Source organism: Tsuneonella sp. CC-YZS046 (genome assembly GCF_035581365.1).
In the GTDB taxonomy this organism is placed as follows: domain Bacteria; phylum Pseudomonadota; class Alphaproteobacteria; order Sphingomonadales; family Sphingomonadaceae; genus JAWKXU01.
In genome coordinates this window covers 716,500-741,089 of sequence record NZ_CP141590.1, presented here as the reverse complement: position 1 = coordinate 741,089, position 24,590 = coordinate 716,500, and the positions used below count along the sequence as shown (strand labels likewise).

23 protein-coding genes are annotated in these 24,590 nt (G+C 63.7%); 8 read left to right on the top strand and 15 right to left on the bottom strand.

Going from position 1 to position 24,590, the window contains the following annotated elements; translation table 11 throughout:
* Positions 1 to 26 precede the first annotated feature (26 nt).
* From U8326_RS03690 to U8326_RS03675, 4 genes are all read left to right on the top strand, one after another.
* A complete protein-coding gene (locus U8326_RS03690) occupies positions 27 to 767 on the top strand; it encodes an OmpA family protein (RefSeq protein WP_324742429.1) in 741 nt (246 codons plus the stop codon).
* 122 nt (positions 768 to 889) lie between these two features.
* Positions 890 to 1,438 carry a hypothetical protein gene (locus U8326_RS03685; protein ID WP_324742428.1) on the top strand — a complete coding sequence of 183 codons (549 nt, stop codon included), beginning with the start codon at positions 890 to 892 and terminating at the stop codon, positions 1,436 to 1,438.
* 29 nt (positions 1,439 to 1,467) lie between these two features.
* On the top strand, positions 1,468 to 3,438 hold the full coding sequence (gene acs / locus U8326_RS03680) for an acetate--CoA ligase (RefSeq protein WP_324742427.1): 1,971 nt from the start codon (positions 1,468 to 1,470) through the stop codon (positions 3,436 to 3,438).
* 104 nt (positions 3,439 to 3,542) lie between these two features.
* Positions 3,543 to 4,484 (top strand): alpha/beta hydrolase, encoded by a 942-nt coding sequence (locus U8326_RS03675; protein ID WP_324742426.1) that lies wholly within the window; start codon positions 3,543 to 3,545, stop codon positions 4,482 to 4,484.
* A gap of 15 nt (positions 4,485 to 4,499) precedes the next feature.
* Here the strand turns inward: U8326_RS03675 and U8326_RS03670 are convergent, their stop codons facing one another.
* The 4 genes from U8326_RS03670 to U8326_RS03655 form a co-directional block, all read right to left on the bottom strand.
* Complete coding sequence (locus tag U8326_RS03670) at positions 4,500 to 5,984, bottom strand: aldehyde dehydrogenase (RefSeq protein ID WP_324742425.1); 1,485 nt, start codon at positions 5,982 to 5,984, stop codon at positions 4,500 to 4,502.
* Between the two features lie 107 nt (positions 5,985 to 6,091).
* A complete protein-coding gene (locus U8326_RS03665; protein ID WP_324742423.1) occupies positions 6,092 to 6,235 on the bottom strand; it encodes a DUF2474 domain-containing protein in 144 nt (47 codons plus the stop codon).
* Positions 6,236 to 6,238: 3 nt separating this feature from the next.
* Positions 6,239 to 7,237, bottom strand: a complete 999-nt coding sequence (gene cydB / locus U8326_RS03660) for a cytochrome d ubiquinol oxidase subunit II (protein ID WP_324742421.1) — start codon at positions 7,235 to 7,237, stop codon at positions 6,239 to 6,241.
* Positions 7,234 to 8,676, bottom strand: a complete 1,443-nt coding sequence (locus U8326_RS03655; RefSeq protein ID WP_324742420.1) for a cytochrome ubiquinol oxidase subunit I — start codon at positions 8,674 to 8,676, stop codon at positions 7,234 to 7,236. The genes cydB and U8326_RS03655 overlap by 4 nt, the downstream gene beginning before the upstream one ends.
* A 199-nt stretch (positions 8,677 to 8,875) precedes the next feature.
* Between U8326_RS03655 and leuS the strand changes: the two genes are divergently transcribed.
* Positions 8,876 to 11,356: a leucine--tRNA ligase gene (gene leuS, locus U8326_RS03650; protein ID WP_324742419.1), complete on the top strand. Its 2,481-nt coding sequence runs from the start codon at positions 8,876 to 8,878 to the stop codon at positions 11,354 to 11,356.
* 4 nt (positions 11,357 to 11,360) lie between these two features.
* Here leuS and U8326_RS03645 read toward each other — a convergent pair whose 3' ends face one another.
* Positions 11,361 to 12,764, bottom strand: a complete 1,404-nt coding sequence (locus U8326_RS03645) for a helix-turn-helix domain-containing protein (RefSeq protein WP_324742418.1) — start codon at positions 12,762 to 12,764, stop codon at positions 11,361 to 11,363.
* A 152-nt stretch (positions 12,765 to 12,916) separates the two neighbouring features.
* Here U8326_RS03645 and U8326_RS03640 point away from each other — a divergent pair, with 152 nt between their 5' ends.
* Complete coding sequence (locus U8326_RS03640) at positions 12,917 to 14,509, top strand: isocitrate lyase (RefSeq protein ID WP_324742417.1); 1,593 nt, start codon at positions 12,917 to 12,919, stop codon at positions 14,507 to 14,509.
* Between the two features lie 30 nt (positions 14,510 to 14,539).
* Positions 14,540 to 14,692 (top strand): hypothetical protein, encoded by a 153-nt coding sequence (locus U8326_RS03635; protein ID WP_324742416.1) that lies wholly within the window; start codon positions 14,540 to 14,542, stop codon positions 14,690 to 14,692.
* A gap of 140 nt (positions 14,693 to 14,832) precedes the next feature.
* On the opposite strand, the gene U8326_RS03630 is transcribed toward U8326_RS03635, so the two are convergent.
* Genes U8326_RS03630 through U8326_RS03620 form a run of 3 tightly spaced genes read right to left on the bottom strand, consistent with a single transcriptional unit; the run spans position 14,833 to position 16,755 of the window.
* The gene (locus U8326_RS03630; RefSeq protein ID WP_324742415.1) at positions 14,833 to 15,378 is read right to left on the bottom strand and encodes a glutathione peroxidase; all 546 of its coding nucleotides are present in this window, start codon (positions 15,376 to 15,378) and stop codon (positions 14,833 to 14,835) included.
* Between the two features lie 10 nt (positions 15,379 to 15,388).
* Positions 15,389 to 16,048: a CoA transferase subunit B gene (locus U8326_RS03625; RefSeq protein WP_324742414.1), complete on the bottom strand. Its 660-nt coding sequence runs from the start codon at positions 16,046 to 16,048 to the stop codon at positions 15,389 to 15,391.
* Positions 16,048 to 16,755 carry a CoA transferase subunit A gene (locus tag U8326_RS03620; protein ID WP_324742413.1) on the bottom strand — a complete coding sequence of 236 codons (708 nt, stop codon included), beginning with the start codon at positions 16,753 to 16,755 and terminating at the stop codon, positions 16,048 to 16,050. Before U8326_RS03620 ends, U8326_RS03625 begins: the two co-directional genes overlap by 1 nt.
* Positions 16,756 to 17,026: 271 nt before the next feature.
* Here U8326_RS03620 and U8326_RS03615 point away from each other — a divergent pair, with 271 nt between their 5' ends.
* Positions 17,027 to 18,169, top strand: coding sequence for an acyl-CoA dehydrogenase family protein (locus tag U8326_RS03615; protein ID WP_324742412.1), 1,143 nt, complete (start codon positions 17,027 to 17,029; stop codon positions 18,167 to 18,169).
* A gap of 40 nt (positions 18,170 to 18,209) precedes the next feature.
* On the opposite strand, the gene U8326_RS03610 is transcribed toward U8326_RS03615, so the two are convergent.
* From U8326_RS03610 to U8326_RS03580, 7 genes are all read right to left on the bottom strand, one after another.
* Positions 18,210 to 18,389, bottom strand: a complete 180-nt coding sequence (locus tag U8326_RS03610; protein ID WP_324742410.1) for a rubredoxin — start codon at positions 18,387 to 18,389, stop codon at positions 18,210 to 18,212.
* Positions 18,382 to 19,623: a cytochrome P450 gene (locus tag U8326_RS03605; RefSeq protein ID WP_324742408.1), complete on the bottom strand. Its 1,242-nt coding sequence runs from the start codon at positions 19,621 to 19,623 to the stop codon at positions 18,382 to 18,384. The genes U8326_RS03610 and U8326_RS03605 overlap by 8 nt, the downstream gene beginning before the upstream one ends.
* A gap of 117 nt (positions 19,624 to 19,740) precedes the next feature.
* The gene (locus tag U8326_RS03600; protein ID WP_324742407.1) at positions 19,741 to 20,955 is read right to left on the bottom strand and encodes a cytochrome P450; all 1,215 of its coding nucleotides are present in this window, start codon (positions 20,953 to 20,955) and stop codon (positions 19,741 to 19,743) included.
* Between the two features lie 39 nt (positions 20,956 to 20,994).
* Positions 20,995 to 21,654 carry a class II aldolase/adducin family protein gene (locus tag U8326_RS03595; RefSeq protein ID WP_324742406.1) on the bottom strand — a complete coding sequence of 220 codons (660 nt, stop codon included), beginning with the start codon at positions 21,652 to 21,654 and terminating at the stop codon, positions 20,995 to 20,997.
* Complete coding sequence (gene dmpG, locus U8326_RS03590) at positions 21,647 to 22,678, bottom strand: 4-hydroxy-2-oxovalerate aldolase (protein WP_324742405.1); 1,032 nt, start codon at positions 22,676 to 22,678, stop codon at positions 21,647 to 21,649. The genes U8326_RS03595 and dmpG overlap by 8 nt, the downstream gene beginning before the upstream one ends.
* Complete coding sequence (locus U8326_RS03585; protein ID WP_324742404.1) at positions 22,675 to 23,616, bottom strand: acetaldehyde dehydrogenase (acetylating); 942 nt, start codon at positions 23,614 to 23,616, stop codon at positions 22,675 to 22,677. Before U8326_RS03585 ends, dmpG begins: the two co-directional genes overlap by 4 nt.
* Positions 23,613 to 24,401, bottom strand: a complete 789-nt coding sequence (locus U8326_RS03580) for a 2-keto-4-pentenoate hydratase (RefSeq protein WP_324742403.1) — start codon at positions 24,399 to 24,401, stop codon at positions 23,613 to 23,615. Before U8326_RS03580 ends, U8326_RS03585 begins: the two co-directional genes overlap by 4 nt.
* Positions 24,402 to 24,590: the final 189 nt, after the last annotated feature.

Here is a 24,590-nt window from a genome sequence, read left to right as displayed (position 1 = left end):
GCAATTCTGCCGATTAAAGGAAGGTCATGCAGCATGGCCGAATTCTGTTTCCGGTTGCCGGCGCGGTATTGTCCGCGCTGCTCGCGCTTGGCGCGGCGCATTACAGCGGCAAGATGCTGGCTACCCGGCTTTCCGCGCAGGCGCGACATGCGATAGCGAAGGCCGGCGGCAGAGGCGTCGTGCCGGATTTCCACACGAATCAAGGGTGGCCCACCCGGCATCCGGTTCTGCGCGGCGGAGAAAAGCTGAGCAATGAGACGCGCCTCGCGGTGGCGCGTGCGGTCGCCTCCATTCCGGGCGTGGGCGCAATCCGCTGGGCGGGGGGATCGTCCATCAAGACGGTTGGGGAAGAGCCGCCCAAGCCGCTCCATTGCGAACAGGATGTGGATGCCCTGTTGCGCGCCCGCACCATCCGTTTCGAGGAATCGAGCGCGGATATAGATCCAGCCAGCCTCGGCCTGGTGGGGGAAGTCGCCGAAGCGCTGCGGCCCTGCCTGGGAAGCATCATCGCCATCGTCGGCCATACGGATTCCTCGGGCAACGTCGCCGGGAACCTGATACTTTCACAGGAACGGGCCGATGCCGTCCGCCAGGTCCTGATCGCGCGCGGCATACCTGCCGACGGCCTGAGGGCGAACGGGGTGGGATCGGCGGAGCCGATAAACGGGCTGGACCCTTCCGACCCCGCCAACCGCCGGATCGAATTTTCGGTGATCGCGACGATGCCGGTCAAGCCCACCCCTGTGGATACTCCAGGCCCCTATTAGGAAACCTCGATGCCGATCTGGCTGGAACTGATGTTATTGCTGCTATTCGCTTATGGCATTGGCCTGGCGATCGGCTGGGCGATATGGGGCCGCGCGGGCGACCAATTGCGGGAGAACGGTGAATGAACGAACTGCTGGCTCAATATTGGGTGCTGATCCTCGTCGCGCTGATTATCGGGATCGTCGTGGCGTGGTTCGTCTTCGCGGCCAATCGCAAGACCCGCGTGGTGATCGCTTCGACGGAAAAGGAAAGCGAGGAACCGGCGCGGCGCAATCAGGCCCTGATAGATGCGCCGCCGGCGGCGCAGGCAGTCGAGATTCCTCCCGCCACGCCAGAAGGACTGGCGGGGGCAGGCGAAGCGGTGGCGGCCGCCGTGCTCGCGGCGGAACACCAGCACGCCGATTCGGCGAGCGCGCAGGCGACGGATAAGGCCGCCGACGATCTCACCCGGCTCAAGGGTGTGGGCCCCAAGCTGAATACGCTGCTTTGTTCGCTGGGGGTTAACAGCTTTGATCAGATCGCGAACTGGACGGATGCGGATATAGACCGCATCGATGCCCAGCTTGGCAGTTTCCAGGGCCGCATCAGGCGGGATAATTGGGTTGAACAGGCCCGGTTTCTGGCCAAAGGCGATACGGCAGGCTTCCAAAGCCGTTTCGGCGCCCTTTGAGCGCAATTTGTAATTTCGGAGAGCAAGGAATGTCTGAAGCTATACACCCGGTGCCAGCCGAATGGGCCAGCAACGCGCTGATAGATGCGCGAGCCTATGCCGAAAAATACGAGCGCTCGGTGAACGATCCGGAAGGCTTCTGGGCGGAAGAAGCCAGGCGGATCGACTGGATCAAGCCCTTCACCCAGGTCAAGGACACCTGCTTCGATCAGGAAGGGTTCGGCATTCGCTGGTTCCATGACGGAACATTGAACCTCTCCGCCAACTGCCTCGATCGCCATCTGGCCGCCAAGGGCGATACGGTGGCGATCATCTGGGAACCGGACGATCCGAAAAGCCCCGGCCGCACGCTGACCTATCGCGAATTGCACGAAGAAACCTGCCGCTTCGCCAATGCCCTCAAGGCCAATGGGGTGAAGAAGGGCGATCGCGTGACGATCTACCTGCCGATGATCCCCGAAGCCGCGGTGGCCATGCTGGCCTGCGCCCGGATCGGCGCGATCCATTCCATCGTCTTCGCCGGCTTCTCGCCGGAAGCGCTGGGCGGGCGGATCGAGGATTGCGCCAGCGACATCGTGATAACGTCCGATGAAGGCCTGCGCGGGGGCCGCAAGGTTCCGCTGAAGGCCAATGTCGACGAGGCGCTGGCCCATCACGCCTCGGTCAGCCGGGTGATCGTGGTCAGCCATACCGGCGCCGGCGTGCCGATGAAGGAAGGGCGCGACATCTGGTGGCATGACGCCATTGCCGGGCAGCCCGGCGAATGCCCTGCCGAGGAAATGAACGCCGAAGACCCGCTGTTCATCCTCTACACCTCCGGCTCTACCGGCAAGCCGAAGGGTGTGCTCCACACCACCGGCGGCTATGCGGTGTGGACCAGCATGACCCATGAATACACCTTCGATTACCGCCCCCATGCAGACGGGAGCAATCAGATCTACTGGTGCGCGGCGGACATCGGCTGGGTGACGGGCCACAGCTATGTGGTCTACGGGCCGCTGGCCAATGGCGGCACCAGCCTGATGTTCGAGGGCGTGCCCAATTTCCCCGATCATTCCCGCTTCTGGCAGGTGATCGACAAATACGATGTCGAGATATTCTACACTGCGCCCACGGCCCTGCGCGCGCTGATGCGCGAAGGCGACGATTGGGTGAGAAAATCCAGCCGCAAGAGCCTGAAATTGCTGGGCACCGTGGGCGAGCCGATCAATCCCGAAGCCTGGGAATGGTATTACAATGTGGTCGGCGAAGGGCGCTGCCCGATCGTGGATACCTGGTGGCAGACCGAAACCGGCGGCCACATGATTACGCCCCTGCCCGGCGCCATCGACCTGAAGCCCGGCAGCGCGACCAAGCCGATATTCGGCGTGAAGCCCGCGCTGGTGGATAATGACGGGAAACTGATCGAAGGCCCGGGCGAAGGCGCGCTGGTCATCACCGACAGCTGGCCCGGCCAGATGCGCACCGTCTATGGCGACGACGAGCGCTTCTTTCAGACCTATTTCAGCACCTTCAAGGGCTATTACTTCACTGGCGACGGCTGCCGCCGGGACGAGGACGGCTATTACTGGATAACCGGGCGCATCGACGACGTAATCAACGTTTCCGGCCACCGCATGGGCACGGCCGAGATCGAGAGCGCGCTGGTCGCCCATGACAATGTGGCGGAAGCCGCCGTGGTCGGGATGCCGCACGATGTGAAGGGCCAGGGCATCTATGCCTATGTCACGCCGATGGAAGGCGTGGAGCCCACCGACGAGCTGCGCAAGGAGCTGGTGCAATGGGTTCGCCACGAGATCGGCCCGATCGCCACGCCCGATGTGATCCAGTTCGCCCCGGCCCTGCCCAAGACCCGGTCGGGCAAGATCATGCGCCGCATCCTGCGCAAGATCGCGGAAAACGATACCGGCAATCTGGGCGACACCTCCACCCTCGCCGATCCATCGGTGGTGGACGATCTGCTCGCCAACCGGCCTCGCGCGAGCGTGGAGCAGGCATAGAACGGCACGCAAGCCGCGCGGACAGGCACGTAAATAGCGCAGACAGCCGGTTGCCTGCGCTTTCCTCCCGGCTATATTGCATCGCAGCATAGCCGGGAGTTTCCATGAGCCATTTCATCCGCCCCGACGTCCAGTTCCTGCTCCAGAAGATCAGGGAGCTTGCCGCCCCTTCGGTGACGGAGGTGGGGCCGGAAGGGGCGCGGGACATGATGCGCCGCGCCGCGCGGCTCGATCTTCCCGAAGTGCAGCTGCCGGTGCGCCGGGACTGGACCATTCCCGGCCCCGGCGGCGATCCGTTGCCCCTGCGGCTATACGATTCGCGCGAAAGCCGGGAATCCTCATCCGCCCTGCTCTATTTCCACGGCGGCGGCTTCGTGATCGGCGATCTCGACAGCCATGCCTCGCTGTGCAGCCATATCGCCAAGGAGCTGGATCTGCCCGTGATCGCGGTGGATTACCGGCTCGCGCCGGAGCATCCCTGGCCAGCCGGGCCGGACGATTGCGAAGCGGCGGCGCGCTGGATCGCTTCCAGCCCCGCGGAGCTGGGGTTCACTGTCTCCGGCCTCGTTTTTGCAGGGGACAGCGCGGGCGGCGCGCTGGCGGCCGTCACGGCCATGGCGCTGCGGGACGAAGCCGCCGATGCCCCGGTGATCTGCCAATGGCTGATCTATCCCACGGTCGATCTGGGCAGCGGCAGCTATCGTTCGCTGAGGGAGTTTGCGAAGGGCTATTTCCTCGAAACCCGCGAGATCGTGTGGTTCAACGGCCTTTACGCCCCCGATGCGGAGAGCTGGCGCGCATCGCCGATCAAGGGTGCGGCCGCCGGCCTGCCCCCTGCCGTGATCCACACCGCATCGCTTGATCCGCTGCGCGATCAGGGGCGGGCCTATGCCGCCCGGCTGGCGGAAGCGGGTGTCCCCACCCTGCTGCTGGAGGCAGAGGGCGTGGTGCATAATTTCGCGATCATGCGCGCCGCCCTTCCCTCGGTGACGAAGGACCTCGCCAAGGCGCTTGCCGGAGTGCGCCTGTTCCTCCGGCAAGCCTGAGAACGCGCGGCGCCCTCACCCCTTGAGGTGAGCGGGCGCGCCATGCAGCAGGATGGTCTTGGCCTCGAGGAACGGCTTCAGCCCTTCCACGCCGCCTTCGCGCCCGATGCCGGACTGCTTGAAGCCGCCGAAGGCGATGGAGAAGAAGTCCCCGGTCGCGCCGTTATGGCCGACCGTGCCCGCGCGCATCTGCCGGGCGACTCGATAGGCCCGCTCCGGATCGTTGGTGAAGACCGAGCCGGACAGGCCGAACACCGTATCGTTGGCGATGTCGATGGCGTGTTCCTCGCTGTCGGCGGCGATCATGCTGACGACCGGGCCGAAGATTTCCTCCTGCGCGATCGTGGCGCGCGGATCGACATTGGTGAAGACCGTCGGCTCGATGAAATAGCCGCGCTCCATTTCGGCCGGGCGCCCGCCGCCCACGATCACCTGCGCGCCTTCCGCGCGGCCGACCTGGAGATAATGCTCCACCCGGTCGCGCTGGCGCGACATGGCGAGCGGCCCCATCTGCGTGCCCTGCTGCAGCGGATCGCCCACGCGAATATCGCGGAACGCCGCCGAAAGCGCGTCGGCCAGCTCATCATAGCGGCTGCGCGGCACGACCAGGCGGGTAAGCGCGGCGCAGACCTGCCCGGTCATGAAGGAGGCGTTCTGGGCCATCGCCTGGGCCACGGTTGCCGCGTCGATGTCCTCGAGCACGACCGCCGCCGACTTTCCGCCGAGTTCCAGGGTGCAACGCGCGATCCGCTCCCCGCAGATCGAGGCGACCCGCTTGCCCGCGGCGCTGGAGCCGGTGAAGGTGATCTTGTCCACGCCCGGATGCCGCACCAGCGCTTCCGATACTTCCCGGTCCGCCGTGATGACGTTCAGCACGCCCGGCGGCAGCCCGATCTTCTCCGCGATCTCGGCCACGGCATAGGCCGCGCTCGGCGCTTCGGGCGATGCCTTGAGCACCACGGTGCATCCGGCCAGCAACGCCGGGGCGATCTTCCATGCGATCAGGATCGGCGGGCCGTTCCAGGGGATGATCGCGCCCACCACGCCCACCGGCTCGCGCACCAGCAGCGCCACTTCCGCACTTTTGGCCGGATGGCGCTCCTCCCATTCGAAGGTGTCGGCAAGGCCGGCATAGAAGCGGTAGGTGTCGGCGACGCTGCCCATCATCAATTCGGCGAAAGGCGCGACGATGCCCATTTCGCTGGCCCAGGCGCGCGCCATGCCCGGCGCGCCGTCCTGAATGTGATCGGCGAACCTGGCGATATAGGATGCCCGCTCGGCATGGCTCATGCGCGGCCACGGCCCCTTGTCGAACGCATGACGGGCCGCGGCGACCGCCTTGTCCACATCGGCGGTCTGCGCTTCCGCGACCGAGACGAACAGCTCCTCCGTCGAAGGCGTTATCACGTCGAATTTGGTGCTGCCGCTGGGCTCGACCCATTCGCCGCCAATGTAGAAGCGGTCCGGATGGGCAATATGCCCGGGCGTCATGTCGTTCATCTCGGGGTCCTCTCGTCTGTTGATGCCGCATCCGGATCAGGATGCGCCGTACGATGATGCTTCAATACCGCCTTTCCGGGAGGAGAGCCATCCTGTCCCGCACCCGTTCAGCCGTGCAGGGCAAGCCGGATCAGCCACGCTACCGATCCCAATACTACGACCCCCGCCACCCAGTATAGCCCCAGCCAGCCAAGGCGCCTTGCCAGAGAGGCAGGCTTTTCCGGCAGGTCGAGGCGGGGCTCAAAGCGCATGAATCAATGATACCCCTCGCTCACCTTGCCGCGAAACACCCAATAGGCCCATCCGGTGTAGCCCAGGATCACCGGCATGATGATCGCCACGCCGACCAGCATGAATATCTGGCTCCTCTCCGGAGCAGCCGCATCCCAGATGGTGAGGGCTTCGGGCACGGCATAGGGCCACATAGATATTCCGAGGCCGATCATGCCCAGCAGGAATATCCCCAGCGCCGCGAGGAAGCCCCGCCCCGCGCGCCGCCTGGCCAGCGCATGGAACAATATCGCAAAGAGTATGGCGCACAGCAGCGGCACCTGGCTGGCAAATGCGATTTCCGGCCAGTCGAACCAGCGATCACGATATTGCACCGCGAGGAACGGCGTCGCCGCGCTGACCGCCAGCAGCAGCACCATGGTCGCGGCGGCCGCCCGCTTCGCCAGGCGATAGGCGTGGTCCTCGGCCGTTCCCTCGACCTTGATCGCCAGCCACAGCGCGCCGAGCAGCGCATAGCCCGCCGTCACGCCCAGCCCCGTGAGCAGTGTGTAAGGCGTCAGCCAGTCGAACCAGCTTCCGGCATAGGCGCGATCCCGGACCTCGATGCCCTGCAGGATCGCGCCCAGTATCATGCCCTGCGTCAGCGCAGCCAGCAGCGAGCCGCCCGAGAATGCCGCGTCCCACCATTTGCGATGCCCGGGATCGCGCCAGCGGAACTCGAAGGCCACCCCCCGGAATATCAGGCCCAGCAGCATCGCGATGACCAGAGGATAGGTGGCCGGCAATATCACTGCATAGGCAAGCGGGAATGCCGCGAACAAGCCGCCGCCGCCGAGCACCAGCCAGGTCTCGTTGCCGTCCCACACCGGGGCGATGGAATTCATGGCCTGATCGCGCTCTTCCCCCACCGCAAAGGACGGAAACAGAATGCCGATGCCGAGGTCGAAGCCATCCATCACGACATACATGAATACGGCGAAGGCGATGACGACGGCCCATACCATGGTCAGATCCAGGCTCATGATTCGCGCTCCCGCCCGGAAACTTCCGGCATGCCGCCACCCATCATTCCAGGCGGAAGGCCGGGAGTGATGCCCGCGCTGCGGATAGGAGGCTCCGCCGCGTCCAGCGCTCGCTCATCGGAATGCGGCCCTTCGCGCATCAGGCGCAGAATATACCAGATGCCCACGCCGAACACGATTGTGTAAACCGCGATGAAGGCCAGCAGGGATGCCCCCACCGCAGGCGCATTCAGCGGGCTGGCGCTTTCCGATGTCCGCAGCAATCCATAGACCGTCCAGGGCTGGCGGCCCACTTCCGTCACCACCCAGCCTGCGATCACGGCAACGAAGCCGGACGGGCCCATCACGATCGCGGCGCGATGCAGCAAGGGCCAGTCGTAGAGCTTGCCGCGCCAGCGCGCGAGCAGGCTCCACAAACCGAGCGCGAACATCGCCAGGCCCAGTCCGACCATGATCCGGAAGGCCCAGAACACAATGGCGACGGGGGGCTGGTTCGCGCGCGGCACCGTATCCAGCCCAGCCAGCGGGGCATTCGGATCGTGCTTGAGGATCAGGGACGAAGCCTTTGGAATAGCTACGGGAAACCTGATTTCCTGAGCATCCTGATCGGGAAGGCCGACGATGTAGAAAGGCGCGCCCTCGGGATGGCTTTGGAAGTGCCCTTCCATCGCCATCACCTTGGCCGGCTGGTGCTCCAGCGTATTGAGGCCGTGCAGGTCGCCCGCGAAGATCTGCACCGGGGCGACCAGCGCCGCCATCCACATCGCCATCGAAAACATCTTGCGCCCATGCGCATTGGCGCGATCCCGCAGCAGATGCCAGGCTCCCACCGCGCCCACCGCCAGCGCGGTGGTCAGATAGGCGGCGATCACCGTATGAACGAGGCGGTAGGGAAAGCTCGGATTGAAGATGATGGCCAGCCAGCTTTCGCCGGGGAGGAATTGCCCCTGCGGCCCGATCTCGTAACCCGTCGGCGTCTGCATCCAGCTGTTCACCGACAGAATCCAGAAAGCGGAAATGAAGGTGCCCACGGCGACCATCAGCGTGGCCGCGAAATGCAGCCCCCTGCCCACCTTGTTCATCCCGAACAGCATGACGCCGAGGAATCCGGCTTCCAGAAAGAAGGCGGTCAGCACCTCATAGGCCATCAGCGGGCCGATCACGCCCCCGGCCTTGTCGGAAAACACCGACCAGTTGGTGCCGAACTGATAGGACATCACGATGCCGGAGACGACGCCCATGGCGAAGGCGATCGCGAAGATCTTCAGCCAATAGCGGAACAGGTCCAGGTAAAGCGCCTTGCCGGTCTTGAGCCACAATCCCTCCAGCACGGCGAGATAGCTGGCGAGGCCTATGGAGAAGGCGGGAAAGATGAAGTGGAAGCTGACGGTGAATGCAAATTGCATCCGCGCCAGGAGGAGAGCGAGGTCGTCAGTCATGGCTTCCGGCCGGTCCCATTGCCCGCTTGCGAAATAGCCCGAACTGCCCTCGGCGATTGGGACGTCTTTCGAAATACCGATTTCCGCACCCTTCGCACAGCCACGCCGCCTATGCAATCGCGGCGCGGTGCAAAGCCCGGTTGCCCTGTCGGGACGATCCGCATAGAGGGCACTGCCTTGTCTTAGCCGGATGGAATTGATGTCAGACAGCGTGTTGTCGCAGCCCTACAGGTCCGCATTCGCGGAGATCGAGGAAACGGCGCGGTCCCACTGGGCCGCGGAGAATGTCGATCGCTGCGATCTCGACAGCGGAAATCCCAAGCGCCGCTATGTGCTGGGCATGTTCCCCTACCCGTCCGGCAATGCGCATATGGGCCATGTCCGGGTCTATACGATCTCCGACGTGATCGCGCGGCTTTCGCGCCTGCGCGGCTATAATGTGCTGCATCCGCTGGGCTGGGACGCATTCGGCCTGCCCGCCGAAAACGCCGCGATCCAGAACAATGTCGACCCCGCGCTGTGGACCGCGGAGAACATCCGCAAAATGAAGGACGAGCAGCTCAACCGGGTCGGCTTCTCCTTCGATCTCACCCATGAGATCAATTCCGCCTCGCCGGAATATTACAAATGGACCCAGTGGCTGTTCCAGGAGCTTTACGATCACGATCTGGTCTATCGCGCCGAAGGCTGGGTGAACTGGGACCCGGTCGACGAAACCGTGCTGGCGAACGAGCAGGTGATCGACGGGCGCGGCTGGCGCTCCGGCGCGGTGATCGAGCGCCGCCTGCTGCCGCAATGGTATATCCGCATCACCAAATACGCCCAGGCGCTGTGGGATGGGCTGGAAAGCTTGCGCGGCCACTGGTCGGACGAGGCGATCGCCGTCCAGAAGGGCTGGATCGGCCGCAGCGAGGGCGTGGAGATCGACTTCCCGGTGGAAGGCGGCGATGCCGCCATCACCGTCTACACCACCCGCGCCGATACGCTGTTCGGCGTGACCTCGGTCACGCTGGCGCCGGAGCATCCGCTGGCGCTGGAACTGGCCAGCCCGGAACAGAAGGACGCCGTGGCGAACTATGCCGAATGGGCGAGCGGGCGTGGCGAGGTGGAACGCGAAAGCGCGGAGCGCACCGGCGTCGCGCTGGGCCGGTCCTGCCGCAATCCGCTGACCGGCGAGATCGTGCCGATCTATGTCAGCGAATATGTGCTGGGTGGCTATGGTTCCGGGGCGATCATGAACGTGCCCGCGCATGACGCGCGCGACTTCTCCTTCGCGGTGTCGGAAGGCCTGCCGATCAAGCAGGTGATCCTGCCCAAGGCTGGCGTGGAACCGGCTGAACTGCCCGAAGCCTATACCGACCCCGGCTTCATGCATGATTCCGGCCCCTTCACCGGCCTGCGCAGCGAGGAAGCGAAGCAGAAGATCATAGACTACGTGGCGGAACAGGGCCTTGGCCGCCGCAAGGTCAACTTCCGCCTGCGCGACTGGCTGATCTCCCGCCAGCGCTTCTGGGGGGCACCGATCCCGATGATCCATTCGGAGGAGCATGGCTGGGCCAAGGCGCCGGAACTGCCCGTCCTGCTCCCCAGCAACCCGGATTTCAGCAAGGGCTCCGGCGCGGCGATGGCCAGCGCGCCCGGCTTCGTCGAAACCACCTGGCCCGGCACAGGCGAGCCGGCCCGGCGTGAAACCGACACGATGGACACTTTCATGTGTTCGTCCTGGTACGCTTGGCGCTTCCTCGACGCGAAAAATGCCAATGCGCCGTGGACCAAGGAACATGCGGATGAGTGGATGCCGATCGACTATTATGTCGGCGGGCTGGAGCATGCCTCGCAGCACCTGATCTATTTCCGCTTCATCAGCCGCTTCCTGCACGACATCGGCCGCACGCCGGAACCGGAGCCGGTCCGCAATTTCCTGGACAACGGCATGGTCCGCCTGGGCGGCTCCAAGATGTCGAAGTCCAAGGGCAATGTCGTGGTGCCGACCGAGACCATCGACAGATACGGCGCCGATGCGCTGCGGCTCTACATCCTGGCGGACACCCCGCTGCGCCGCGATATCGACTGGAACGACTCCGGGATCGAAGGCAAACAGCGTTTCCTCGCCCAGATCTGGGACCTGTGCGGCAAGCTGGCGGGCGATACCCCGCCCACTCTGCCGGAGATCGTCACGGGCCGCGAGCGCAAGGCGATGGGCGAGCTGGCCAGGCTGGCGCTGGAAGTGGCCGCCGACATCGAGGAACGGCGTGGCTTCCACAACGCCGTGGCGCGCCTGCACGGCTTCATAGGCGAGCTGCGCCCGCTGGTGAACGAGGCGGAGGCAGGGGAACTGCCGGTCATGCGCTATGTCATGGCCGAATTCGCCAAGGTGCTGGGCTCGTTCGCGCCGCATATGGCCGAATTGCTGTGGCGCAATGCCTTCGGCGGCGCGCGCAGCATCTTCTTCGAAAGCTGGCCCGAGCCGGATCCGGCCTTCTTGGTGAAGGACGAGATCACCTATTCGATCCAGGTGAACGGCAAGCTGCGCGGCACCATCGACATCGCCGCCGACGCCGGGGAAGCCGACGTGGTCGCCACGGCCCGCGCGGAGGACAAGGTCGCACCCTATCTCGAGGGCAAGACCGAGCGGCGCGTGATCTTCGTGCCCAAGCGGCTGGTGAATTTCGTGGTCTGACCGCCTAATCGCCGGCGAAGGCGAAGGGCAAGCCCGTGTCGCGGAAATCGTCCGGCCGCATCTCCCGCCCGATCGGCGGCGCGGCGCGCGCGATGCAGCGCGGGCGATGGCACAGATGGCACGCCACACCGATCGGGGTCGGTTCGTCTTCCTGCCGCCCGTCCGCATAGACCAGCAGCGGAGCATGTTCCGCCGCGCAGGCCAGAGCGACCGTGCGCCGCGCGACCGGGGCATTGTAAGCGCCCCCGCCCGCGGAGACGGTCCGGGCAACGGAAAAGAAGCGCTGGCCGTCCGGCAATTCCAGCCATTGCGTCACGATCCGGCCCGGCGTTTCGCAGGCGGTGTGGACATTCCACAGCGGGCAGGCTCCGCCATGGCGGGCGAAGGGAAACCCCGCCCCATCGAGCCGCTTGGACACATTGCCCGCGCGGTCGATCCGCAGGAAGAAGAACGGCACGCCTTCCTCGCCCGGCTTTTGCAGGGTGGTCAGCCGGTGAGCCACCTGCTCGAAGCTCGCGCCGAACTCACGCGACAGCGATTCTATGTCGTGGCGATATTGCCGGGCCGCCTTGGCGAAAGGGCGATAGGGCATCAGCAAGGCGGCCGCCCAGTAGTTCAGCAGCGCCCTGCGCGTGAGGCGGCGAGCATTGTCGCTGCCGAAGCGGCCTTCCGCCAATTGCCGGTCCACCACCCCGCGCGCTTCCAGCAGGGCGAGCTGCAAGGCCAGCTGGAACTTGCGCGCCGCATGATCCAGCAGGCGGCTGACGAACACCTGTTCCCGGTGGCTGTCGTGCCAGCGCAGCGAGCCGAGCATGATTTCCGGATCGACGAAACGCACCCGCAAGCCGTGCTTCTCCTTGAGCCGGGCCGCCAGCGCATCCAGCCCCGATGCCTCTTCCGCGACGGCCTGCGCATTCTCATCCAGGGCCGGGAAGCAATTGCGCCGGGCCGCCAGGAAATTGCGCGCCTCCGCCACTGGGTCGGACATGGCAGCGGCATCGCCCGGCCCGCTGGTCAGCTCGCGGTTCTGCGCCAGCGCCAGCTGCTCTTCCCCATAGGCGGTATGAAGCCGCAGCAGCGCTTCGGCGAAGCCGGGATAGCTGGTGGCGATGTCGGCGACATCCAGCGCGGGCAGGTCGATATCCGCGAAGATCGGCTCGCGCAGCACCGCCTGCAGCCGCCCTGCCAGCTCTTCCCCGCCATCGTCGGCCAGCGCAGCGATGTCGATGCGATAGGTCTTGGCGAGCTTGAGCAGCAGTTCCGCCGTGATCGGCCGCTGGTTGCGCTCCATCAGCGCGACATAGGACGGCGAGATTTCCAGATCGGCGGCCATGTTGGACTGGGTCAGCGCCAGGTCCCGGCGCAGGCGCTTGAGGCGCGGTCCCATATAGATTGCATTGCGGGCCATGGTTTTTCCGAATCCGTAACAGCGGTGACACTCTTTACAATATTACAGAATATTTTTGTAAAGTTTTACATATCGACACCGCGCCTGCTTTCGCAGTGCAAAAAACCCGGCCAAAGGCGCCCCATCGCCAATCCAATCATGGGAATCGATCAATGACCTATCAGGCTGAAATCGAACAGCTTGCTTCCAGCATCTCCGCCCAGGGCGCTCCCTGGAGCGGCATCGACGCAGAATCCATCACCCGGATGCGCTTGCAGAACCGCTTCAAGACCGGCGTGGACATCGCGCGCTACACCGCGAAGATCATGCGGGAAGACATGGCCGCCTATGATGCGGACCCGGCGAACTACACCCAGTCGCTCGGCTGCTGGCACGGCTTCGTCGCCCAGCAGAAGCTGATCTCGATCAAGAAGCATTTCGGCACCACCAAGCGCCGCTACATCTATCTGTCCGGCTGGATGGTCGCCGCGCTGCGCAGCGATTTCGGCCCCCTGCCCGACCAGTCGATGCACGAGAAGACCACCGTTCCCGCGCTGATCGAGGAAATCTACACCTTCCTCAAGCAGGCTGACGCCCGCGAGCTTGGCCTCCTGTTCCGCGAACTCGACGCAGCCCGTGAAGCTGGCGACGAAGTCAAGGCTAAGCAGGTCCAGCATCAGATCGACAATTACGAAACCCATGTCGTTCCGATCATCGCGGACATCGACGCCGGTTTCGGCAATGCCGAAGCGACCTACCTGCTCGCCAAGAAGATGATCGAAGCCGGCGCCTGCGCCCTGCAGATCGAAAACCAGGTTTCCGACGAAAAGCAGTGCGGCCACCAGGACGGCAAGGTCACCGTTCCGCATGAGGACTTCCTCGCGAAGATCCGCGCGCTGCGTTACGCCTTCATGGAAATGGGCGTCGAGGACGGCATCATCGTCGCCCGCACCGACTCGCTCGGCGCTGGCCTGACCAAGCAGATCGCCTTCACCCGCGAGCCGGGCGACATCGGCGACCAGTACAACAGCTTCCTCGATTGCGAGGAAGTCGAAGGCGCCGGCAACCCGGGCGATGTCCTCATCAACCGCGGCGGCAAGCTGCTGCGTCCCAAGCGCCTGCCTTCCAACCTCTTCCAGTTCCGCCCGGGCACCGGCGAAGACCGCTGCGTGCTGGACTGCATCACCTCGCTGCAGAACGGCGCGGACCTGCTGTGGATCGAAACCGAGAAGCCGCATATCGAACAGATCGCGGGCATGGTCGACCGCATTCGCGAAGTCATCCCGAATGCCAAGCTGGCCTACAACAACTCGCCGTCGTTCAACTGGACGCTCAACTTCCGCCAGCAGGTGTTCGATGCCTGGGAGAAGGAAGGCAAGGACGTGTCGGCCTATGACCGCGCCAAGCTGATGAGCGCCGAATACGACGAATCCGAGCTTTCGGCCGCCGCCGACGACAGAATCCGCACCTTCCAGAAGGACGCTGCGGCCCGCGCCGGCATCTTCCACCACCTGATCACCCTGCCGACCTATCACACTGCGGCGCTGTCGACCGACAACCTCGCCAAGGAATATTTCGGCGAACAGGGCATGCTCGGTTATGTTGCCGGCGTGCAGCGCAAGGAGATTCGCCAGGGCATCGCGTGCGTGAAGCACCAGAACATGTCCGGTTCCGATATCGGCGACGACCACAAGGAATACTTTGCTGGCGAAGCCGCTCTCAAGGCCGCCGGCAAGGACAACACGATGAACCAGTTCGCCGCCTGAGGCAGCGAATCGGCTCAAGGAGCAAGAGCAATGTCAGAACCGCAACGTTCCCGCGCAGTTTTTTCGAGCGAAGACTTCCGGCTTATCCGCAACGCCATCGCTTACTATGTGCGCGAGGTGCAGGACGATCCGGAAGCGTCGAAATACGCCAACCTCTACCACCGCCTCGGGCGGGTAGGCTGAGGACCGGCAACGCAAGGCATTGAAAGGGCGGGAGGCGTTCAAACGCTTCCCGCCATTCTCTTGAAGCCCGAAATGAAAAGGGGTGGGGCCATCGCGGACCCGCCCCTTGTTCTTGTGCGAAAGAGAAACGCCTGAGGCGCTTATTTCGCCAGTTCGGCTTCCAGCGCGCCGACCAGTTCCGGATCGTCCGGGGTCGTGGCGGGAGCGAAGCGGGCCGCAACCCTGCCGTCCCGGCCGATGATGAATTTCTCGAAATTCCACAGCACTTCAGGGTCTTCGGTCGGGGTCATGCCATATCCGCGCAGCTTCTCGCGGAAGCTCTCCGCCTCGCCCTTCTTTTCCGGCGCGGCGGAGGTAAGCGCGGCATAAAGCGGTTGCTTGTCCGGCCCGGTCACATCCGCCTTGGCGAACAGGGGGAAGGACACGCTGTAATTGACCGAGCAGAACTCCGCGATCTCCTCATGGGTGCCCGGCTCCTGCGCCCCGAAATCATTGGCGGGGAAGCCCAGCACCTCGAAACCGCGATCGCGATATTGCCGATACAGCTTTTCCAGCCCTTCATATTGGGGCGTCAGGCCGCATTTCGACGCGACATTGACCACCAGCAGGACCTTGCCGGCATGATTGGCCAGCCTGTCCTCACTGCCATCGATCCGCTTGAGCGGAATATCCGCAAGCTCGGCCATTGCCTTCTCCTCAGCTGACGTAATGGGCCGTGGTCTTCGCGGCCACTTCCTCGGCGGTAACGCCGGGGGCCAGCTCGATCAGCTTAAACGGGCTGTCGTGGTCGGGGCGCTGGAACACGCACAGGTCGGTCACGATCATGTCGACCACGTTCTTGCCGGTGAGCGGCAGGGTGCAGGCCGGGATGAACTTGGGATCGCCGTTCTTGCTGGTGTGCTCCATCACCACGATGATCTTCTTCACGCCGGCAACAAGATCCATCGCGCCGCCCATGCCCTTGATCATCTTGCCCGGGATCATCCAGTTGGCGATGTCGCCGTTCTCGGCCACTTCCATGGCGCCCAGCACGGTCAGGTCGATATGGCCGCCGCGGATCATCGCGAAGCTGGCGGCGCTGTCGAAATAGGCCGACTGCGGCAGCTCGCTGATGGTCTGCTTGCCGGCGTTGATGAGGTCGGGATCGACTTCATCGTCATAGGGGAACGGCCCGATGCCGAGCATCCCGTTCTCGGACTGGAGCGTAACCGTGATCCCGGCCGGAATATGATTCGCCACCAGGGTGGGAATGCCGATGCCGAGATTGACGTAGAAGCCGTCCTGCAATTCCTTGGCGGCGCGAGCGGCCATCTGGTCGCGGGTCCAGCCCTTGGCGATGGTTTCTTGCGTGCTCATCAGGCGGCCTCCCTTTCACGGACGGTACGAAATTCAATCTTCTTGTCATAGGGCGCGCCCAGGATCACGCGCTGGACATAGACGCCTGGCAGGTGGATGCTGTCCGGGTCGAGCGATCCGGTCGGGACGATCTCCTCCACTTCCACCACGCAGACCTTGCCGCAGGTGGCAGCGGGCACGTTGAAATTGCGGGCCGTCTTGCGGAACACGAGGTTGCCGGTTTCGTCGGCCTTCCAGGCCTTCACGATCGACAGGTCAGCAAAAATGCCGCGTTCCAGAATGTAATCCTGGCCATAGAAATTCTTCACTTCCTTGCCTTCGGCCACCTGCGTGCCGACGCCGGTCTTGGTGAAGAAGCCGGGGATGCCCGCGCCACCGGCGCGCATGCGCTCAGCCAGCGTGCCCTGGGGGCAGAATTCCACCTCCAGTTCGCCGGCAAGATACTGACGCTCGAATTCCTTGTTCTCGCCGACATAGGAAGAGATCATCTTCTTCACCTGCTTCGTGCGCAGCAGCTTGCCGATGCCTTCATTGTCGATACCGGCATTGTTGCTGGCGAAGGTGAGATCCTTCACGCCGCTGTCGCGAATGGCGTCGAGCAGCCTTTCGGGAATGCCGCACAGGCCGAAACCGCCCGCAGCGATAAGAATACCGTCGCGAAGAACCCCATCGAGGGCGGCGGCGGCGTTGGGATAGAGCTTCTTCATCAGGTCCCCATTTCCAGTACACACAAACGACAATCTCGACCCGGCGCATAGAGCCTTCGGGACCCGCTGTCATCATTGCAACCCTATCGCCAGGGACAGGGCCTGCCAAGCCGACTCCGCACGGGTTTTTTGGCTGGCTGCGGCAGGGTGACGTTCCCACGCCACGGACGAAGCCGAATAGAAATTGGCTTTGGTAAACCTGCTTACGTTTTTTGTTGTTTGCCCCACCTCACCTTGCCATAAGCGCCTGCATAAGGGAGCCTGACGGACTATGCTGCAGCGTGACGATTCCAGCCTGTATAATGAAGACCATCGCGCCTTCCGCGAGACTGTGCGCCAGTTCGCCGCGCGCGAACTGACCCCGCATATCGAAGAATATGAGGAAGCCGGCCAGCTCCCCCGCGAATTCTGGCTGAAGGCCGGCGAGGCGGGCCTGCTCTGCCCCAACATGCCGGAAGAATATGGCGGCCTGGGCCTGGACTTCACGTTCAACGCCATCGTCAATGAAGAGCTGACCTATGCCTCGCTGGCGGATTCCTTCACCCTGCATAACGACGTCACCCAGCCCTATCTGCTGCATTATGCCAGCGAGGAGCTAAAGCAGCGCTGGCTGCCGAAGATGGTGACGGGCGAGGCGATCACCGCCATCGCCATGACCGAACCGGGCGCCGGTTCCGATCTGCAGGGCGTGCGCACCACCGCCCGCCGCGATGGCGACGATTACATCATCAACGGTTCCAAGACCTACATCACCAACGGCCAGAACGCCGACATCGTCCTCACCGTCTGCAAGACGGAGCCGGAACTGGGGGCCAAGGGCACGTCGCTGATCCTGATCGAGGCGGATCGCGAAGGCTTCGCGCGCGGGCGCAATCTGGACAAGGTGGGCCAATGGATGGCCGACACGTCGGAGCTGTTCTTCAACGATGTGCGTGTGCCCGCCAGCAATGTGATCGGCGAAGTCAATCGCGGCTTCATCTATCTGGTCAGCGAACTGGCGCAGGAACGGCTGTCCATCGCCCTCAGCTCGCAGGCGGCCGCCCAGCGCGCCTATGACGAAGCCATCGGCTTCACCAAGGACCGCAACGCATTCGGCAAGAAGGTGTTCGATTTCCAGAACACCCGCTTCACCCTGGCCGATCTCAAGGCGAAGCTCCAGGTGGGCTGGTCGCATCTCGACTGGGCGATTGCCCGCCACATCAGGGGCGAACTGTCCATCGAGGAAGCGGCCTGCGCCAAATACTGGCACACCGAGATGCAATGGGAAGCCTGCGACGCGGCCCTGCAATTGCATGGCGGCGCGGGCTATATGAACGAATATCCCATCGCCCGCGTCTGGCGCGATGCGCGCATACGCCGGATTTATGGCGGCACGTCCGAAATCATGAAGGAACTGATTGGCCGTTCGCTCTGATAGGATGAGGAGGGGCCGGCCCGCGTAGCCAGCCCTTCCCTCATTCCCAGTCGATCATGTCGAAATCGCGCTTCTCGGAGCCGCATTCGGGGCAGATCCAGTCCTCGGATACGTCTTCCCAGCGCGTGCCCGCCGGAATGCCATCTTCGGGCCAGCCTTCCGCCTCGTCATAGACATAGCCGCAATTGAGGCATTTGTAGCGGCGGAACGGTTCAGCCATCGCCGCGGCTCACCGTGACCGGGAGATGCTCGAAGCCATTGGTGAAGCAGGACGGCAGCCGTTCCGGCTCGCCCACGATTTTCACCTCCATGTCCCGCCTGGCCATTTCCTCGACCAGCGTCGCGACCTGCAATTCCGCTAGGCGCGCGCCCAGGCAGCGATGGATGCCGTAGCCGAACGACAGATGCCGCCGGGAATTTTCCCGCGCCGGGTTCCAGCGATCCGCATCGGGAAACACGGCTTCGTCGCGATTGCCGGAATTATACCACAGCACGAGCTTGTCGCCCTTGCTGACCTGCTTCCCCTGAAATTCAACGTCGCGAGTCGCAGTGCGGCGCATATGCGCGATCGGCGTCTGCAGGCGGATCGTCTCGGTCGCCGCGCCCGACGCCAGCCTGGCGGGATCGGATTTCACTTGCGCCCAGGCATCGGGGAACTTGTTGATCTGATCGATCAGGCCGGACATCGAATTGCGGGTGGTGTCGTTGCCGCCCACCAGCAGCAGCGCGATCGCGCCGATGAAGCGCTGCTCGTCCATATCGCCATAGGAATCGGAATGCGCCATCATGGAAAGCAGGTCCGCCTTGGGCGGAGCGGCCCGGCGCTCCTCGTAGATTTCCCTGAAGCGCGCCGCCATTTCGAACACATGGCGCTCCCGCTCCGCATTCAGCACGGGATCGGGGCCAATGTCGATCTTGGCCGCCCAGTCCGACCATTCCGGCAGCTTGTCGCGCTCTTCCCATGGGAAATCGAACAGGGTGGCGATCATCGCGGTCGTCAGCGGGATCGAGACATTATGGACCCAGTCGAACGGCTCCCCGACCGGCAATCCATCGAGAATATCCTCGGTCCGCTGGCGCAACGCGCCGGTAAGCTTGGCGATCTCGGAAGGGGTGACGGCCGGGGCGACCGCCTTGCGCTTCTCGGCATGTTCCGGATCATCCATGGCAATGAACATGCGAAGCTGGACGCCCGTGTCCTGCATGTCGAAAATGACAATGCCACCATGTTCCCAGGACGAGGAGAATGTCGCCGGGTCCGACTCCACGGCGACGATGTCGTCATAACGGGTGATCGACCAATACGGGCCGAAGAAACTTTCAGGGCAATAGCTTACCGGATCTTCCGCCCTGAGCCGCGTGAAAAGCGGCCGCCATGCATTGGCCTGCCACAGTTCCGCGCGCGATACGTCGAGCGACTCAAGAGCCTCTCGATCAAGATCGATTGTGGTCATTTTTCAATCCTCTATCCCGATTATTGAATAAGCCTTCTTGTGCTTATCCCAATCGAGATACCAGATTTTGCGTTTATATGATACGTATTTTCATCGAGCACGCCCGCTCACAGCGGGTCAATCGAGCTTGCGAGCGATCTCCACCGGCATTCGCTCAAACCCGTTGATGAAGCAGGACGGCAGCCGTTCCGGCTCGCCCACGATCCTCACTTCCATGTTCCGCCTGGCCATTTCCTCGACCAGCCTGGCGACCTGCAATTCCGCCAGACGCGCGCCCAGGCAGCGATGGACGCCATGGCCGAACGACAGGTGCCGACGGGAGTTCTCCCGCGCCGGGTCCCAGCGATCCGCATCGGGAAACACCGCTTCGTCGCGATTGCCGGAATTATACCACAGCACCACCTTGTCGCCCTTGCGGATCGACTTGCCGTGCAGTTCGACATCGCGCGTAGCAGTGCGGCGCATATGCGAAAGGGGAGTCTGCAGGCGGATCGTCTCGGTCGCGGCGCCGGAAACCAGTCTGGCCGGGTCGGCCTTGACCCGCGCCCACGCCTCGGGGAACAGGTCGATCTGCTCGATCAGGCCGGACATGGAATGGCGGGTCGTGTCGTTGCCGCCCACCAGCAGCAGGGCGATGGCTCCCATGAATGCCTTGCGATCCAGCACTCCAAAGGCGTCCGAATGCGCCATTATGGAAAGCAGGTCGTCCCCCGCAGATGCGGCGCCCCGCACCCGATAAAGCTCGCCGAAGCGGGCAGCCATCGCCAGCATCTGCCGCTCGCGCTCCAGGTTCAGTTGGGTGTCGTCACTGATTTCGAACCTCGCGACCCAGTCCGACCATAGCGAAAGTTTGTCCCGTTCCTCCCATGGGAAGTCGAACAAGGTCGCGATCATCGCCGTCGTCAATGGAATCGAGACGCTGCGAACCCAATCCAGCCGCTGCCCTACGGGAAGCCTGTCGAGCAGCTCGCCAGTGCGTTGCCGCAGCGATCCCGCCATGCCTTTCACGCCGGATGGAGTGAACGCGGGGGAAACAACCTTTCTTTTTCGCGCATGTTCCGGGCCGTCCATGGCTATGAACATGCCCAGTTGCACACCCTCCGCCCGGGTGTCTGAAATCACGATGCCGCCATTTTCAGACGCCGAGGAGAAGCGCTCCGGATCATTTTCTATGTCGATCACGTCATTGTGGCGCACGATCGACCAGTAAGGGCCATAAGCGCTTCGCGGACAATGGCTGACAGGGTTTTCCGCGCGCAGTTTCGCAAAGATCGGCCGCCAGGCATTGGCCGCCCAAAGGTCGGGTAGGGAAACATCCGGCGATTCGCGCATACGGGACCTTTCACTCCCCGGCAGGCTTATGCCTGCTTTCTAGCGCGTCAGCCAATCCCACATGCGTTCCGCGACCTGACCGGCCCAGACCTGCCGCGCGGCAGTCTCCCCGGCATCGAGCAGGCCGCTTTCGGGCGCGAAGCCCATCGCCCGCACATCCCGCTCGACGCGCGCGGCATCTTCCAGGAACCAGGCCAGCGTCGTGGCCTTCGGCATCGTCTCGGCGGCGACAACCGCGCCGTTGCCGCGCATCACGATAGCCGGCGCATCGCCCAGCATTTCCACCAATGCATCCGCCGCCGCATCGTCGCGCAGCAGGCGCGGATCGGGCCATAGCGGCAATCGGTCGAAATAGGCGCCAATGCCGTGGCGCGGGCGTGGAACGACGCCCTGGGTCGATAGCGCCATCAGCGCGGGCGGCATGATCCGGCAAACCGCGCCGATCTCCGCCCGGCGCGCATAGATCCGCTGATGAATGCGAACTTCGCCCAGCACGCCTTCCGGCAGTTGCCCGTCCACCGGGCAGACAGTCCCCGGCAAGTCTCCGACAAGTTCCAGCGGGCGCGCGGCACACACCAGAAAACTGCCCGCATCCAGCCGCAGGCTGACATGGCCAAAGGCATGGACCAACCCTGCCCGGCCCAATCCACGGGCCGCCTGCTGGACAATGGCCTGCTGCTCCGCTGTCGGCTCAGCCATTTTCCGAACGGCTCTTCACGAGATCCAGCGCCACGTCGACGATCATGTCCTCCTGCCCGCCGACCATGCGGCGGCGTCCCAGCTCCACGAGGATCTCGCGCGTGTCGATGCCATGTTCCGCGCTGGCCTTCTCGGCATGGCGCAGGAAGCTGGAATAGACGCCCGCATAACCCAGAGTCAGCGTTTCGCGATCGACCTGAACCGGGCGGTCCTGCAACGGACGGACCAGTTCTTCCGCTGCGTCCATCAAGGCGAACAGGTCGCAGCCGTGATCCCAGCCATGCACATCGGCGGCGGCAATGAACACCTCCAGCGGCGCATTGCCGGCGCCCGCACCCATGCCCGCAAGGCTGGCGTCCACCCGGATCGCTCCGTTCTGGACGGCAACGATGGAATTGGCGACGCCCAGCGACAGATTGTGGTGGGCATGAACGCCGCGCTGCGTCTCGGGCTTGAGAACCCGGTCATAGGCCCGCACCCGCGCACCATACTGATCCATCGTCATGGCGCCGCCGCTATCGGTCACATAAACGCAGTGGGCGCCATACCTTTCCATCAGCAGCGCCTGCTGGGCCAGCGCATCCGGCGCAGTCATGTGGCTCATCATCAGGAAGCCCGACACATCCATGCCCAGCCCCCGGGCATATTCGATATGCTGCCTGGAGACATCCGCCTCCGTGCAATGGGTCGCCACCCGCACCGAACGCACGCCGAGATCGTAGGCCCGCTTGAGATCGTGGATTGTGCCGATCCCCGGGATCAGCAAAGTGGTCAGAACGGACTTTTCCAGAACCTCGGCAACGGCGGCAATCCAGTCCCAATCGGTATGCGCCCCGAAGCCATAGTTGAAGCTGCCGCCGGACAGACCGTCGCCATGCGCCACTTCGATCGCATCCACTCCGGCCCGGTCGAGCGCCCGGGCAATCGCCCGGACATGGTCCAGCCCATATTGATGGCGGATGGCGTGCATTCCATCGCGCAGAGTGACGTCCTGGATATAGAGCTTGCCTTTGGGGTCGGTCATGCCGCGGCTCCTGCATGAATGCGCTGCGCGATCCGCTCGGCGGTCGCCAGCGCGGCCGAGGTCATGATGTCGAGATTGCCGGCATAGGGCGGCAGGTAATGGCCCGCGCCCTCCACCTCGAGGAACACCGTCACTTTCAGGCCCGTATATTCGCCGCCCATCTCGGGGATTCTCAGCGGCTTGTTGGAACCGATATGCTCGAACTGCACAGCCTGCTTGAGCCGATAGCCCGGCACATATTTGCGAACTTCCTCGACCATCTCCTCGACGGATCTAGCAATCGCATCGCGGTCGCCGTCATCGCACAGGCAATAGACGGTATCGCGCATGATTAAGGGCGGTTCGGCAGGGTTGAGGATGATGATCGCCTTGCCCCGCTCCGCTCCGCCCACTTCCACGATTGCCTGACTGGTGGTTTCGGTAAATTCGTCGATATTGGCGCGCGTGCCGGGGCCGGCCGATTTCGACGAGATCGAGGCGACGATTTCCCCGTAACGGACCTTCGCCACCCGATCTATCGCATGGACGATGGGAATCGTCGCCTGCCCGCCGCAAGTCACCATGTTGACATTGGGCGCGTCGAGATGCGCGTCCCCATTGACCGGGGGAATCGTATAGGGGCCGATAGCCGCCGGAGTGAGATCGATCACGCGCTTGCCGGCCGCGATCAAAGCCTCGCTATGGCGCTTGTGCGCCCCGGCGGAGGTGGCGTCGAACACGATCTGTATGTCCGCGAATTCCGGCATGGCCAGCAAGCCGTCCAGCCCTTCGGCCGTGATCGGCACTCCCATCCGCTCGGCCCGTTTCAAGCCGTCCGATTCGGGGTCGATGCCGACGAAGGCGCCCATTTCGAGCACCTTGGACAAGCGCATGATCTTTATCATCAGGTCGGTGCCGATATTGCCGGAACCGATGATTGCTACCTTGGTCTTGATCATTTCTGCTCGCCATATGAGAAGGAAACTTCGCCGATGCCGCCCACCACCGCGCGAATATGGTCGCCCGGCTGGAGCGCGACCATGGGGCCAAGCGCTCCTGTCAGAATGATGTCGCCCACGCGCAGGCGGTCGCCCTGCCCCTGGAGAGTATTGGCCAGCCAGGTCGCCGCCGCAAGCGGATGGCCCAGGCAAGCGGCGCCCGCGCCGATCGAGGCGATCTCACCGTTCCGTTCCAGCACCATGCCGCAACTGTAGAGATCCGCGCCGTCGAGCGCCAAGGCATCGTCGCTCAGGACGAAGGCGGCGGACGAGCCGTTGTCCGACACCGTATCGGCGAAACTTATCTTCCAGTCCGCGATACGGCTATCGACGATTTCGATCGCGGCGCGCACCTCGCCAACGCAGGCGGCCAGGTCATCCTGACTGATCGCGCTTCCTTCCGGCAGGTCAGCCTTGAGGACCAGGGCGATTTCGGCCTCGGCCTTGGGCTGGAGAAATCTGCCGGCATCCGCGACACCGCCATTGGCGACACGCATATCCTCGAACAGGATGCCGAAATCCGGCTGGGAGACGCCCAGTTGCTGCTGCACGGCCTTTGCCGTCAGGCCCACCTTGCGGCCTACGATCCTGCGGCCGCTTTCCTGCCAATGCCGCGTATTGATGGCCTGGATCGCATAGGCGCCCTCGCCATCCGCCGGCTCGATCAGATCGCGGAGAGGCGCAACCTGGCCGGTGCGATATGCCTCGCGCAGCCTGATTGCGGCAATTTCCCAATTTTCGCTCATTAACGTTCTCTCCCGCCAGAAAACGGCGTTTTTGCTTCAAACCAGGACCACAAGGGTCCAGACTGCCTCAACGAATCTGACTTGACAGCAGCCGGTGCATTTTACATACCAAGCGCTCGGTATCTTTCAATGGCCATCTTGTCGGGCACCAAACGTTGCCGGCAATAATGATCGTTCAAGAGGATGTGT